The organism is Micromonospora sp. NPDC051227, from assembly GCF_044455385.1.
GTDB lineage: Bacteria > Actinomycetota > Actinomycetes > Mycobacteriales > Micromonosporaceae > Micromonospora.
Genome location: NZ_JBITET010000011.1, coordinates 211,841 through 225,864, shown reverse-complemented (window position 1 = coordinate 225,864; position 14,024 = coordinate 211,841). Strand labels below are relative to the sequence as shown.

The window sequence follows — 14,024 nt, the reverse complement described above, 5'->3', positions numbered from 1 at the left end:
CAGATTGAAGTGCTGCATCACGCCGGGCAGGTCACAGAAACGAACGTCGACGAACTTCACGTCCTCGTTCTTGAGGTATCGCAGCAGTTCCTCGGGATTGGCGAACACACATCCTCCTGGCACGTCCACGGGGTGGCTAGGCTTCTGGCGACGCTAGGGCCGTGGGGTTGCCCGGCCGTGTCTCCGTTGTTTCTGCCGTGTTACGTCCCTCGCGGAGCGTCAGCGACGCCCCGGTCCGCGCCTCCGGCCCGCCAGGAACGCCGTACCGACTGTGCCAGTGTAATGACATCTGATCGCTTTAGCCTGAATCGGCACACAGCGGCGGCGGCACCCGGCAAGCTCTCATCCCGGCGCGGATACCCTTGACCGCTGTGACCAATCCGCACCTCCCGGCAGCGCCGGCCACCGACCCCACCTTCACCGCGCCGAGCCTCGGTCGGCGGTTCGGGGCGCTGATCATCGACTGGGTGCTCTGCCTGCTGGTGTCCAACTTCTTCGCCGACCCGGTACGCGACGGCTGGGCCCCGGTGCTGGTGCTTGTCCTGATGTACGGCATCTTCCTCGGCCTGTTCGCCCAGACTCCGGGCATGTACATCACCAAGATCCGCTGTGTGAACTGGCACGACGGTGGCCGGATCGGCGTCCTCCGGGGGCTGATCCGTGGCCTGCTGCTGGCCCTCGTCGTCCCCGCGCTGATCATGGACGAGCACCGGCGCGGCCTGCACGACCGAGTCGCCGGCTCGGTCATCGTCGACGCCCCCCGCGGCTGACCACGCACCAACGCGAAGGAGCCGGACCCGCACGGGTCCGGCTCCTTCGCGTACACCTGGGGTCAGCGGCCCCGCGACTGGCGGAAGGCGCCTGGCGGCCGCATGTTCTTCGGGATCGCGCCCTTGGGCATCTGTGGCCGGGCGGTGAGCGCCTTGAGTCGCTTGTCCAGCGAGTTGACGTCCTTGCCGGAGAGTGCGCGGGGCAGGCGCAGCAGCGTCGTGCGCAGCTTGCGGATCGGCAGCTCGCCCTCCTCCTGCCCGATCACGTAGTCGTGCAGGGGAGCGGAGCCGATCACCTTGGACAGCCGCCGCTTCTCCTGGCCGAGCAGGCCGCGCACCCGCTGCGGGTTGCCCTCGGCCAGCAGGATCACGCCCGGGCGGCCGATCACCAGGTGGACCATGTCCATCTGGGTGGTCGAGCTGACCGCCGGCGTCACCCGCCAGTCGCCGCGCATGTTCTCCATGATCTGCGCCGCCGCGCCGGGTTGCCCCTCGGCGGCGTTCATCATCGCCTTGTTGGACCGCAGGTTGAGCACGATCAGCACCGCGAGCAGGACGAACAGGATGCCGATCGGGAGCCAGATCCAGCTCCAGAGGATGACCGCGACCACGGTGAGCGCGAGCGGGATGAGCACCGCGGCGGCGACCAGCGGCGCGAACCACCGATCCTGCTTGGCGGTGAACTGGAACACCATCCCGATCTGCTTCAGCCGCTGGCCGAACGAGACCTTCTCCTGGGGCTTTGCCATGCCGCAGAGTCTAGTGGTCGCCGCCGGCCCGGTTGATCCGCGTCCGGGTGCCGGGGCAGCTGAGTACCTTACGTCGCCGTACGCGCCCGGAGCGGCCGGGTAAGGAGGCTGTGGGCGGGGAAGATGAGGCGCCATGCCCATGCCCGGGTGGGGCCTTCGCGCGAAGAGTCGTCAGCAGAAGACGACGACCCCACGAAGGAGCCCGACATGTTCGGCAACGACGCAGATTTCCTGCTCACCCTGCACCGTACCCACGCCGCCGAGCTGCGCGCCGACGCGGCCGCGGACCGGCTCGCCCGGTCGCTGTCCCGTCCGGTCAGCCGCGGGTGGTTGGGCCGGCGCAGGCAGGCCGGTCGCACCGTCGACGCCCGCCGGTGACCGCGCCCAGCGCGACCGCCACGTCCACGGCGCCCAGCATGGCCGCCGCGTTCACCGGGGCCGCCCCGTCCACCGCACCGGTCGGGCTGGCCGCTCGACCCGATCCGACCCCGTCGCCCGGCCACCGGCCGATCGGCGGGGCCGGCGGTGCGGGCCGCCATGGCATGCTCGAACACGTGACCGTACGCGCCGCCAGCTCCGTCCTCGTCGGGCGCCACCGCGAAACCGTGGCGCTGCGAGACGCGCTGGGGCGGGCGCGGGCCGGGGAGCCGACCACCGTGCTGGTCGGCGGCGAGGCGGGTGTGGGTAAGACCCGGCTGCTGGAGGAGTTCGCCGGCTGGGCCACCGACGGCGCGGCGCGGGTGCTCGTCGGCCAGTGCCTGGAGCTGGGCGAGGCCGGCCTGCCGTTCGCGCCGTTCGCCGCCGCGTTGCGGGCGGTGCTCCGCGCCGACGGCCCCGAGGTCTTCGCCGGCTACGAGGCGGAGTTCGCCCCGCTCCTGCCGGAGTTGGGCCGCGCCTCCGCGGCGCTGACCACCCCGCGTGCCGTCCCGCTCAGCGACGCCCCGCGCGGCTACCTGTTCGACCTGGTCGCCGAGCTGTTCCAGCGGCTGGCCGATGCTCGCCCGCTGGTCCTGATCATCGAGGACCTGCACTGGGCCGACCGTTCCACCCGCGACCTGATCGGCTTCCTCGTCCGGGCGGCGAGGCCGGGCCGGCTGCTGCTGGTCTGCACCTACCGCACGGACGAGTTGCAGCGCGGGCACCCGCTGCGCCCGTTCCTCGCCGAGCTAGACCGGGCCCGGGGAGTGGAGCGGGTCGAGCTGGCTCGCCTGGACCGCGACGGCACCGCCGCGATCCTCGCCGACCTGCTCGGCGCCGAGCCGCTCGCCCGCGCCGTCGACGATGTCCACGACCGCACCCAGGGCAACCCCTTCTTCATCGAGGAGTTGGCCGTCGCCGGTGACCCGATCGGCTGCGCGGCGCTCCCCGAGACGTTGCGTGACCTGCTGCTGGCCCGGGTGGACCGGCTGCCCGAGCCGGCCCAGCGGGTGTTGCGGATCGCGGCCGCCGGGGGCACCCGCTTCGCCCATGATCTGCTCGCCGAGGTCGCCGGGCTGCCCGAGACCGAGCTGGAGGACGCGTTACGCGCCGCCGTCGCCGCCCAGTTGGTGGTGGCCGACCGGGACGGTGACTACGAGTTCCGACACGCGCTGGTCCGCGAGGCCGTACACGACGAGTTGTTGCCCGGTGAGCACGCCCGGCTGCACGCCCGCTTCGCCGCTGCCATCGAGGCCCAGCCGCATCTGGTCGCCGCCGGCCGGGCCCCGGCCGAGATCGCCCACCATTGGCACGCCGCGCACGACCACCCGCGCGCCCTCGTCGCCGCACGAGCCGCCGCGTGCGCTGCCGCCGACCGGTACGCGTACGCCGAGCAGCGCCGACTGCTGGAGCGGGCACTGGAGTTGTGGGAGCTGGTGCCGGACGCCGCCGACCTGCTCGGAATGGACCACCTGGCGTTGCTGGAGCAGACCCTGGACGCCGCAGTGACCGCCGGTGACTTCAGTCGGGCCATCACCCTGACCCGGGCCGGGCTGGCCGAGGTGGACGTCGACGCCGCGCCGCTGCGCGCCGCCCGCCTGCTGGACCAGCGCGGTCGACTGATGGCCCTGCTCGGCAAGAGCGACGGCAGCCGAGAGCTGGATGAGGCGTACCGGCTGGCGGCCGGTGGCCCGCCCGGCGCGGAGCGGGTCCGGCTGCTCGCCGACATCGCCACCCACCTGGTCAAGATCGACCCGCAGAAGGCGGCCCGGGTGGCAGCCGAGGCCGCCACCGACGCCGAGGCGCTCGGAGAACACGTGGCCCTGCTGTCGACGCGGATCGCGCTGCTCTGCCACGGCGAGCGGGACCTGACCGGCGGGCTGGCCGAGCTGGGCCAGGCGGCCGCCGCTGCCCGTGCGGCGGGGGACGCGCCGACCCTGGTACTCGCCATGGTGTTCGAGTCGGACATGCTCTGCGAGTTGGGCCGCTACGCCGAGTCCGCGCACGCCGCCGAGGCCGGTGCGGTCGAGGCGCGACGGGTGGGGATCAGCCGCTCCACCGGGGCGTACCTGCTCTCCAACCGGGCCGAGGCGCTCATCGCGCTGGGCCGGTGGGACGAGGCTGAGGCGGTCTGTGCGGAGGCCGCCCGGATCGACCTGTCCGGTGTCACCGGTCTGCACTGGCTCCAGTTGGGCGCCGGGCTGCGGCTGGCCCGCGCCCATCCGGGCGCCGACGAGCTGGTCGACCGGGCGCTCACCTTCCTCAACCGGCCGTACCTGTGGCCGAACCACCGTCTGCCGCTGCACGAGCTGGCGATCGAGGCGGCGCTGGCCGCGGACGACAAGGTCGAGGCGGTACGGGCGGCCCGCGTCGCGGTGGCCGACGAGAGCCTGCCGCGACTGCCCCGGGAGGGTTGGCCGGTGCTCAGCGCCGCCGCGCGCACCGCGGCCCGGGTGGGTGATCGGGAGTTGGCGGTCGCGGTGGCGGCGCTCGCCACCGACCTGCCGGCGCGGCACCCGGCGGCCCGTGCGCACGCCGCCCAGGTCACCGCGCTGCTCGCGGTCGGCGACCAGGCGCTGCCGGCGTGGCGTGCGGCGGTCGACGCGTGGCGGGCCGACGGGCAGCCCTACCCGTTGGGCAGGGCGCTGCTGGCGCTGGCCGAGGCGACCGCCGCAGCCGGGGAACGCGACGAGACGGCGGCGGCGGTCACCGAGGCCACCGAGATCGGCCGGCGACTGGGTGCGACCCCGCTGGTTGAGGCGGCCGCAACCCTGGCGCGGCGGGTCGGCCTGCGCGCCGGGGGCGGGGCCGGCGCGGACCTGCTGACCGCCCGGGAGCGGGAGGTGCTGCGCCTGGTCGCGGAGGGGCACAGCAACAGCCGGATCGCCGACCGGTTGTTCATCTCACCGAAGACGGCAAGCGTGCACGTCTCCCGGATCATCGCGAAGCTGGGCGTTACCAACCGGGTGGAGGCCGCCGCCCTGGCCCACCGCCTCGGCCTGCTCACCGAGGCCGCCGCGCCGCGCTGAGACGCGCCGAGGCCGCCGGGCCGCACGGTGACGCGCGCCGAGGCCGCTGCGCTGAGTTGGGCCTCCGAGGTCAGCGCGGCAGGTAGATGCGCCAGCCCTCGATGGTGACCAGGCCGAGGCTGCCCGGCGCGACTCGCCGCCGCTCGTCGAGCACCTCCGCCAGGGGTGAGCCGGCCGGCGCGACCCAGGCCGGTGCCGCCGCGCTTTCCACCTCCCGCCGGTACGCCGGGTAGCGGTCGAAACCGGGGCGCAAAGTGTCGTCGACGACCGCGCAGACCACCTGCTCCGCGCTGGCGAAGGTGAGCCGGTTGCAGGTCCAGTAGCCGGCGCGCACGTGCCGTACGCCGAGTTGTCGCAGGGTGCTCACCAGTTCGGTGTGCCGGGCCTCGGCGGCCTGGGTCGCCGGGACGGTCTCCGCTGCCCGCCAGGTGGAGTGGGCGGCGGTGCCCAACGTGGCGGCGAGCAACACCACCGCGACCGACCGGGCCAGCGTCGACCCGACGCCGCGCCTGCCGATCGCCGACGGGCGCAGCCCGTGCCGCGCCACCGTCCACACCGGCCAGAGCAGCGCCGGCAGGGAGATGAGCAGGCAGGACAGGTAGCGGGAACTCTCCACGGGGGTGAGCCCGGCGGAACTGCTCACTGTGTACGAGCCGAGGGTGGCCACCGCGGCCAGCACGAGCGCCAGCCGTGCCGCCGCCGCCACCCGAGGCGACACCGCGTCGGGGCCGACGGCGGGAGGGCCAGCAGGGTCGGGGTCGGGGGTGCGCAGGGCCCGCCAGGCGGTGGCGGCGGCGATGGCCAGCAGCAGCGGCAGGGCCAGCGCCCACCACAGTTGCCAGGTGGCGCACTGGCCGGGTGCGCAGAAGCCCATGCCCAGTCCGGGGCCGAGCACCAGGCCGCCGTGCAGCCGGTCCGGCCAACCCGCGCTGGCGTTCGCGCCGCTGGCCGCGAGCACGGCGTGCAGCGGGTTGCGCCCGGTCAGCAGGCTGTGCAGCAGCAGTGGGGCCGCCCCCAGCACGGCCGCCGCCCCGAGCAGCGCCCCGGCGGCACCCCACAGCTCCCGGCGGCAGAACCCGACGAGGACCGCGCCGGTCGCCGCGACGTACGGCAGCACGAGCGGGTCGACCCAGAGCATCAGCCCGGCCAGGAACCCCCACGCGGCCCAGCGCGCCAGCCGCTGGCCGGGTCGCCCGGTGTCGGCCGTCCGCCGGTCGGGTCGCCCGGTGTCGGCCGTCCGCCGCCTCGGTCGGCCGGTGGCCAGATCCACGGCGAGCAGAGCCAGCGCCGCCCCGGCCGCGTTCATCTCGGGGTAGCCGCCGCCGGCGATCAGCTGGTTCTTGACGATCCGGTCGGAACCGAGGGCCAGCAGCGCCACCATCAGCAGCCCGAACCACCGGTCCCCGGTCAGCCGCAGCGTCAACCGCCAGGCCAGCAGCAGGAACAGCGCGTACAGGGCCAGCGTGGGCAACCGCAGCCCGAGCAGCGACGGCCCACCGGCCAGGGCGAACACCGGCGCTGCCAGGTACGCCTCCAGCGTGCCCATGTACTGCTGGCCGTAGAACCAGACCGGGAAGCCCTCACCCCGGGCGATGTGCAGCGCGGCCAGCCCCATGGTGGCCTCGTCGCTGTTCGTCGCCGGGGCGGCGTGCAGCAGCAGCCAGAGCCGGTAACCCACCCCGGCGAGCACTGCCAACCCGGTGAGCCAACCGACCAGGCCGGGACATGCGCCGGGTCGCGGGCGGGACGGGTCTGCGCCGCGCGGCTGCTCGCGTACGCCGACGGTCATCACAGGATCATGACACCCGGACGCCGAACGGCCGTGCGGCGCTGCCGGCGGAGTCAGCTGGCGGTGGCGACCGAGGCGGCGGCGCGAGCGTCGATGGCCTGCTTGTAGAGCCGACCGGCCCGGTACGACGAACGCACCAGCGGCCCGCTCATCACCCCGGCAAAGCCGATCTCCTCGGCCTCCTCGCGCAGCTCCACGAACTCTTCCGGCTTGACCCAGCGGGTCACCGGGTGGTGCCGGGGGGAGGGGCGCAGGTACTGGGTGATGGTGATCAGCTCGCAGCCGGCCTCGTGCAGGTCGCGCAGCGCCTGCGAGACCTCGGCGCGCTCCTCGCCCATGCCCAGGATGAGGTTGCTCTTGGTGACCAGCCCGTCGGCGCGGGCCTGCCGGATCACGTCCAGCGAGCGGTCGTAGCGGAACGCCGGCCGGATGCGCTTGAAGATGCGCGGCACGGTCTCCACGTTGTGGGCCAGCACCTCGGGACGGGAGCTGAAGACCTCGGCCAACTGCTCGGGGACGGCGTTGAAGTCCGGGATCAGCAGCTCGACGCCGCAGCCGGGCTGCAGGGCGTGGATCTGTCGGACGGTCTCGGCGTACAGCCAGGCGCCGCCGTCGGGCAGGTCGTCACGGGCGACACCGGTGATGGTGGCGTAACGCAGCCCCATCGAGACGACCGACTCGGCGACGCGACGCGGCTCGTCGGCGTCGAAATCGGCCGGCTTGCCGGTGTCGATCTGGCAGAAGTCGCAGCGCCGGGTGCACTGGTCACCACCGATGAGGAAGGTGGCCTCCCGGTCTTCCCAACACTCGTAGATGTTGGGGCAGCCGGCCTCCTGGCAGACGGTGTGCAGCCCTTCGCGCGAGACGAGCCCGCGCAGCTGGGTGTACTCCGGGCCCATCTTGGCCTTGACCTTGATCCATGGCGGTTTGCGCTCGATCGGCGTCTCGGCGTTACGCGCCTCGATCCGCAGCAGACGCCGCCCCTCGGGGGCCGCCGTTGCGGTGCGCGCTGCCTGGCCGGTCGTCGGCGCGGAGTGCTCGATCGTCACGAAAATGAGCCTACGCCGGACGGCAGGTGTCTATGTGCGTCAGGCGACCGGCGTCACGCACCAAACGTTGTGACGCCGGACACCGGGGTGTCGAAAATGTGCGTCACACGAGCGGGATTCAGGTGCTACGGTCGCCGCCAACAGCGACGACGGAGCCGAGTAGCCCCCGACCCGCCAGTGCAGAGAGCCGCCGGTGCTGAGAGGCGGTCTGGCGCCGGGGCGCGAAGACCCTCCCGAGCTGCGGGAAGAACGGCCGCGGGTCACCCGCGCCCAGTAGAGCCCGCCCGGCTGGCCCCGGTCATCAGGCGACGAACGAGGCTCCCGCTTCGGCGGGGGTGAAGGTGTGGTGGCACCGCGAGGTTCCCGCTCGCCCACACCTCCCTGGGGCTGATGCGACGCTTTCACCACCCCAGGGCGGCGAAGGCGTGGCGATCGACCGAGGAGCAATACCGCCATGCAACGAACCCTGTCCCAGCAACTGCCCGCCAGGATCGGCACGACAGTGCGGATCACCGGCTGGGTGCACCGCCGCCGACTGCTCAAGTCGGTCGCCTTCCTGATCGTGCGGGACGCCACCGGCCTGGCCCAGGTGGTCGTCACCGACCCGGCCGTCCGCGCCGAGCTGGAGAAACTCACCGAGGAGACGGTCGTCGAGGTCACCGCGACGGCCACCGCGAACGACACCGCGCCCGCCGGGGTCGAGCTGACCGACCCGACGGTACGTCTCCTCGGGCCGCCCGCCGCACCGCCACCGTTCGACCTGTACCGGCCGGCGCTCACCGCGAGCCTGCCCACCCAGCTGGACAACGCGCCCACCGCGCTGCGGCACCCCACCCGGTCGGCCGCGCTGCGGATCTCGGCGGCGGCGGTGGCCGGTTTCCGGGCCGCACTCGACGCCCACGACTTCGTGGAGATCCACACACCGAAGGTGGTCAGCTCCAGCACCGAGAGCGGAGCGAACGTGTTCGCGCTGGACTGGTTCGGCCGGCCCGCGTACCTGGCCCAGTCACCGCAGTTCTACAAGCAGCTGATGGTCGGCGTCTTCGAACGTGTCTACGAGGTGGGGCCGGTCTTCCGGGCCGAACCGCACGACACCGTCCGGCACCTCGCGCAGTACACGTCGCTCGACGCGGAACTGGGCTTCATCGCCGACCACCGGGACGTGATGCGGGTGCTGCGCGACACAGTGGCCGGAATGCTGGATGCGGTCAGCGGGCGGGCCGGCGCGGCCCTGGCGACGCTCGGCGTCACGCCGCCCCAGGTGCCGGCGGAGATCCCGGCGGTGCACTTCACCGAGGCGCTGACGATCGCCGGCGCGCCCGCCGACGAGCCGGACCTCGCGCCCGCCCACGAACGGGCGCTGGGCGAGTGGGCCCGGCGTGAACACGGGTCGGACTTCCTCTTCGTCACCGGCTACCCGATGGCGAAGCGGCCCTTCTACACCCACCCGGACCCGGCGCGGCCCGCGTACTCGAACGGTTTTGACCTGCTCTTTCGTGGTCTGGAGCTGGTCACCGGCGGGCAGCGGCTGCACCGGCACCCCGACTACCTGGCGGCGTTGGCGGCCCGGGGCGAGCCGGTCGAACCGTACGCCGGCTACCTGGACGCGTTCCGGCACGGCATGCCACCGCACGGCGGCTTCGCCATCGGCCTGGAACGGTTCGTGGCCCGGCTGGTCGGCGCGGCCAACATCCGGGAGGTCACCGCGTTCCCGCGTGACCTGCACCGCCTGACTCCGTAGGAGGGTGCCCTGCCGGCCCACTCGATCGGTGGAGAGGGCCGGCGGGGGCTCAGGCGGGACCGAGTAGATCCCAGAGATTGCCGGCGATGTCCCGGAAGACGGCGACCCGGCCATACGGCTCGGTGCGCGGCGGCTTGACGAACTCGACGTGCATCTCGGCCATCCGGCGGTAGGTGGCGTCGAAGTCGTCGACCTGGAGGAAGAACCCGACGCGCCCGTGGGTCTGGTCGCCCACCGCGGCCTGCTGCCGCTCGCCGTCGGCGCGGGCCAGCAGCAGCCCGGTGCCGCCGCCCGGCGGGCGGACCACCACCCAGCGCTTCGGCCGCCCGTCGTTGGTCAGCGACGGGGTGTCCTCGGCCAGCTCGAAGCCGAGGACGCCGGTGAAGAAGGCAATGGCCGGGTCGTACTCGGTGACGACGACGGTGACGAGATCGATCTGCACGGACCGAGGGTAGGCCGCCCTTCGGTCACCCCGGCGTGCGGCCGGGTCTCAGACCGTGACGAGGGTGGACAGCCGGCGCTCGACCACCGGCAGCACGTCGGCGACGGTGATCGGGCGGCCCAACTCGGCGGTGAGCGAGGTGACGCCGGCGTCCCGGATGCCGCACGGCACGATCCGGTCGAAGTACGTCAGGTCGCAGTCGCAGTTGATCGAGAAGCCGTGCAGGGTGACGCCCCGTGCCACCCGGATGCCGATGGCCGCCACCTTGCGGGCCGGTCCCCGGTCGTCCTCGGGCACCCACACCCCGCTGCGCCCCTCGACCCGACCGGCGGTCAGCCCGAACTCGGCGCACACGTCGATGAGCAGCTCTTCGGTCCGGCGCACGTAGGCGACCACGTCCACCGGGTCGGGCAGGCGCAGGATCGGGTAGCCGACGAGCTGCCCCGGCCCATGCCAGGTGATCTTGCCGCCGCGGTCCACGTCGACGACCGGAGTGCCGTCCATCGGCCGGTCCCACGGTTCGGTGCGCTTGCCCGCGGTGTAGACGCTCGGGTGCTCCAGCAGCAGCACGGTGTCGCCGCGCTCGCCAGCCACCACCGACTCGTGCAGGCGCCGCTGCTCGTCCCAGGCGGCCTGGTAGTCGAGCAGGCCGGCACGGACGGCCGTCAGGCCGGAGGTCGTCGTCGTCACGGCATCCAGCCTAGTCCCGCTACCGGCGACCATCCCTGGTGAGCCGCCTCACCAGGGCCTCGTAGTGCCCTACCGGTCGGCTGGCGGGATCCGCCAGAGCCAGACGTCGTCGACCCGCTGCGGCGCGCCGAACAGGGCGGTGCCGGTGCGCAGCAGCGCCGCCTCGTCGACCTCGAACTTCGCGCCGTGCACCTCGTCGGCGAGCACCACCGTCTCGATGCGCCAGTGCCGCAGGTCCGACTGGACCTCCCGGATGGTCCCGTCGGTGACGATGGGAACCAGCCCGGTACGGCCGGCCTGGTCCATCAACGCGCTCAGCGTGCGCGGCACCGGGCCGATCCGGCCCCGCCCGTCCGGCCCACCGGGGCCGAGAAAGAAGCCGCCGGGGATTTCGAACTCGCCCTGCCGGTGCGACAACGCGTACGCCTGCCAGCGCTGGCCGTCCGGGTAGATGTCCACGGTCAGCGGCACCGGGGTCAGCACCCCGTCGGGGGACACGTAGTCCCGCCACGTGCCGGAGGTGATGAAGCGCGGGATCGGCTCCCGCTCGTCGGTCAGCAACGGGGTGGGCAGCAGCGGCACCAGGGCCACCGCGAAGCCGACCAGCCAGGCCAGTTCCGTGGAGCGGTGCTGAGGTGGCGCGGCGCGCAACTGGTCGACGGCGTACGCCAGCAGCAGCCCGATCACGGGCGCGACCACCAGCGCCAGCCGGGCCGGCAGCGCGGCGTTCACCACCGGCAGTTGTCCGACCAGGTCGAACGGCATGGGCAGGTCGGTGTGTCGGCCGTCGACCTTGGCGACGGGCCCGAAGGAGAGCACCGTGAAGATCAGCGCGAGGGCGCCCAGCGCCCAGAGGGTGGCCCGGCGGTGCGGGTCGGCCCGCCGCCAGAGCACGACGAAACAGACCACGGTGAGCACCAGCAGCGGGATGCCGAAGAACGAGTTCTCCTCGGTCGGGTTCGGCGCCAGCGAGGTGCCCAGCCCGGCCTCGCCGGCCAGCGAGCGGCGCGGGAAGGCGGCGAACGCCGCGATGTCCTCGGAGTGGATCACCGGGTCGAAGCCGGTGCCGTGGAACCGTTGTGGCCCGGCGAAGTGCAACCACAAGGGGTACGACAGCAGCACACCGGCGACCACGGCGGTCACCCCGAGTCCGCGCAGGAAGGTGGGCAACGCGGCGCGGGCCTCCACTCGGTTGGCCGGGTGCAGCGCCCAGATGGCGACGAACACCCCCAGCGCCAGCGCGGTGAAGAAGAGCCCTTCGGCGGCGATCGAGAAGGCCACCGCGACCAGCACGCCGAGGATCACACCGTCCCGAAGCCAGTGCCCGGCGCGGCGTAGCGCGAACAGCCGCCAGATCAGCAGCGGCACCAGCCAACCGGCGGTCCAGTTCAGGTGCGCGTTGGCGTGCGACACCATGCCGGGGGAGTAGGCGATGAACAGGGCGCCGACCCCGGCGGCCAGCCGGCTGCGCACCAGGTGCCGGGAGAGCAGCCAGTACCAGACCAGCGCGGTGGCGAGCAGGTTCAGGGTGAGGATCACCAGGAACGTCGCCGGTGGTCCGATCAGGTACGTGAGCGGGGCGAAGACCACCGCGTACACCGTGATCGAGGTGTTGACCGCGAGGTTCACACCGTCCGGGACGTTGATCAGGTGGGTGAAGAGCGGGTTGTCGCCGTGGGTGACCGCGTGCCCGCCGAAGGCCAACAGCCACTCGAACAGCGCCTGGTCGCTGGAGTTGACGGTGATGGTGCGGACGTTCGGGTCCCGCCACAGCCCGCTGGTCACCCAGACGGCGAGCGCGAGCGCCACCAGCACGACGATCAGGTCGGCCCGGCGGTCCCGGACGGTGTGCGGCGGTGACGCGGGTGCGGGCCCGGTGGCCAGCGACGGGGAGGACGGCACGCAGCGGACGTTACCAACCGGACCTGGACGGGCCGGTCAGACCTGCGAGGAGGGGACCGTTGGGGACGGATTCGATCCGCCGCGTCGACGGTTTGGCGTACACAGCGTCCGCCGTGAATGTGTGAGTGGGCCCCATGTCATAGCGGCGACACATCGTCGTAACGTCACGGCAACTCGACAGTGACCCAGTTCACAGTCCGCCCCTCAGGAGGCCGCCGTGCGCCGCTCCTCGTCCACCCTCACCCGGCTGCTCGGTGCGGTCGCTGGGCTCGCCCTCGCCGTAGCGGGCGCGGTCGCCGTCGCCGCGCCCGCCCAGGCCGCCACCCTCACCCAGGTGACCGGGTTCGGCTCCAACCCCGGAAACCTCGCGATGTACGCCTACCGGCCGGACGGCCTGCCGGCCAACTCCCCGGCCGTCGTCCTGCTGCACGGCTGCACCCAGAACGCCTCCGGCTACTTCGCCAACTCCGGCTGGCGGAAGTACGCCGACCAGTGGAAGTTCGCCCTGATCGTCGCCCAGCAGCCCTCCGGCAACAACGCCAACTCCTGCTTCAACTTCTTCGAGGCGGGCGACACCACCCGGGGTCAGGGCGAGGCGCTGTCAATCAAGCAGATGGTCGACCACGCCAAGGCGAACTTCGCGGTGAACGGCTCCCGGGTCTACGTCAGCGGGCTCTCCGCCGGTGGGGCGATGAGCGCGGTCATGCTGGCCACCTACCCGGACGTCTTCGCCGCCGGGTCGATCATCGCGGGGATCCCGTACCGCTGCGCCACCAGCATGGTCAACGCGTTCAGCTGCATGAACCCGGGGGCGGACAAGACCCCGGCCGCGTGGGGCGACCTGGTCCGTGGCGCGTACTCCGGCTACACCGGCCCGCGCCCCCGGGTGGCGATCTGGCACGGCACCTCGGACACCACTGTCACGCCGCTCAACGGCACCGAGTCCCGTGACCAGTGGACCAACGTGCGGGGCGTGTCGCAGACCCCGACCAGTACTTCCTCGCTGCCCGGCAACACCAGCCTCGAGGTGTACGGCAACGACGACGTACGCCTCTACCGGGTCTCCGGGATGGGCCACGGCACCCCGGTCGACCCCGGCTCGGCGGCCGAGCAGTGCGGCACGGCTGGCGCGTACTTCCTGGACACCATCTGCTCGACGTACCGCGACGCGCTCTTCTTCGGCCTGAACGGCGGCGGTACCAACCCGACCCCGACCCCGACCCCGACGGCCACCCCCACGCCGACCCCGACGGCCACCCCGACCACGCCGCCGACCTGCGTGACGGCCAGCAACTACGCACACGTGACGGCTGGTCGGGCGTACCAGTCCGGCGGCTACGCCTACGCCAACGGCTCCAACCAGCGGATGGGCCTGTACAACACCTTCTACACCAGCGCCCTCAAGCAAACCGCCCCCAACTACTGGGTAATCGGCTGCTGATCCCA

12 protein-coding genes are annotated in these 14,024 nt (G+C 72.8%); 5 read left to right on the top strand and 7 right to left on the bottom strand.

Annotated features, from left to right (window positions below; genetic code table 11):
- The coding region (locus ACIA47_RS24995; RefSeq protein WP_222431430.1) for a glutamine synthetase at window positions 1-108 on the bottom strand (108 nt) is incomplete at its 3' end.
- Between the two features lie 263 nt (window positions 109-371).
- Between ACIA47_RS24995 and ACIA47_RS24990 the strand changes: the two genes are divergently transcribed.
- On the top strand, window positions 372-770 hold the full coding sequence (locus tag ACIA47_RS24990) for an RDD family protein (protein ID WP_396710956.1): 399 nt from the start codon (window positions 372-374) through the stop codon (window positions 768-770).
- Between the two features lie 62 nt (window positions 771-832).
- On the opposite strand, the gene ACIA47_RS24985 is transcribed toward ACIA47_RS24990, so the two are convergent.
- On the bottom strand, window positions 833-1,519 hold the full coding sequence (locus tag ACIA47_RS24985) for a DUF4191 domain-containing protein (RefSeq protein WP_091407420.1): 687 nt from the start codon (window positions 1,517-1,519) through the stop codon (window positions 833-835).
- A gap of 207 nt (window positions 1,520-1,726) precedes the next feature.
- Between ACIA47_RS24985 and ACIA47_RS24980 the strand changes: the two genes are divergently transcribed.
- Both ACIA47_RS24980 and ACIA47_RS24975 read left to right on the top strand, forming a co-directional pair.
- Entirely contained in the window at window positions 1,727-1,897 is a 171-nt protein-coding gene (locus ACIA47_RS24980; protein WP_396710955.1) for a hypothetical protein, read from the top strand.
- The gene (locus ACIA47_RS24975) at window positions 1,894-4,965 is read left to right on the top strand and encodes an AAA family ATPase (protein WP_396710954.1); all 3,072 of its coding nucleotides are present in this window, start codon (window positions 1,894-1,896) and stop codon (window positions 4,963-4,965) included. Before ACIA47_RS24980 ends, ACIA47_RS24975 begins: the two co-directional genes overlap by 4 nt.
- Before the next feature lie 70 nt (window positions 4,966-5,035).
- Here the strand turns inward: ACIA47_RS24975 and ACIA47_RS24970 are convergent, their stop codons facing one another.
- Window positions 5,036-6,754 carry a hypothetical protein gene (locus tag ACIA47_RS24970; protein WP_396710953.1) on the bottom strand — a complete coding sequence of 573 codons (1,719 nt, stop codon included), beginning with the start codon at window positions 6,752-6,754 and terminating at the stop codon, window positions 5,036-5,038.
- 53 nt (window positions 6,755-6,807) lie between these two features.
- Window positions 6,808-7,803, bottom strand: coding sequence for a lipoyl synthase (gene lipA, locus ACIA47_RS24965; RefSeq protein WP_396710952.1), 996 nt, complete (start codon window positions 7,801-7,803; stop codon window positions 6,808-6,810).
- A gap of 454 nt (window positions 7,804-8,257) precedes the next feature.
- On the opposite strand from lipA, the gene aspS reads away from it, so the two are divergent.
- Window positions 8,258-9,544 carry an aspartate--tRNA(Asn) ligase gene (gene aspS, locus ACIA47_RS24960; protein WP_396710951.1) on the top strand — a complete coding sequence of 429 codons (1,287 nt, stop codon included), beginning with the start codon at window positions 8,258-8,260 and terminating at the stop codon, window positions 9,542-9,544.
- 49 nt (window positions 9,545-9,593) lie between these two features.
- On the opposite strand, the gene ACIA47_RS24955 is transcribed toward aspS, so the two are convergent.
- From ACIA47_RS24955 to ACIA47_RS24945, 3 genes are all read right to left on the bottom strand, one after another.
- Entirely contained in the window at window positions 9,594-9,986 is a 393-nt protein-coding gene (locus ACIA47_RS24955) for a VOC family protein (RefSeq protein ID WP_396710950.1), read from the bottom strand.
- Between the two features lie 48 nt (window positions 9,987-10,034).
- Window positions 10,035-10,676 carry a lipoyl(octanoyl) transferase LipB gene (gene lipB / locus ACIA47_RS24950; RefSeq protein ID WP_396710949.1) on the bottom strand — a complete coding sequence of 214 codons (642 nt, stop codon included), beginning with the start codon at window positions 10,674-10,676 and terminating at the stop codon, window positions 10,035-10,037.
- A gap of 69 nt (window positions 10,677-10,745) precedes the next feature.
- Window positions 10,746-12,578 carry a DUF2079 domain-containing protein gene (locus ACIA47_RS24945; RefSeq protein WP_396710948.1) on the bottom strand — a complete coding sequence of 611 codons (1,833 nt, stop codon included), beginning with the start codon at window positions 12,576-12,578 and terminating at the stop codon, window positions 10,746-10,748.
- Between the two features lie 217 nt (window positions 12,579-12,795).
- Here ACIA47_RS24945 and ACIA47_RS24940 point away from each other — a divergent pair, with 217 nt between their 5' ends.
- Window positions 12,796-14,019, top strand: coding sequence for a PHB depolymerase family esterase (locus ACIA47_RS24940; protein WP_396710947.1), 1,224 nt, complete (start codon window positions 12,796-12,798; stop codon window positions 14,017-14,019).
- Window positions 14,020-14,024 lie beyond the last annotated feature (5 nt).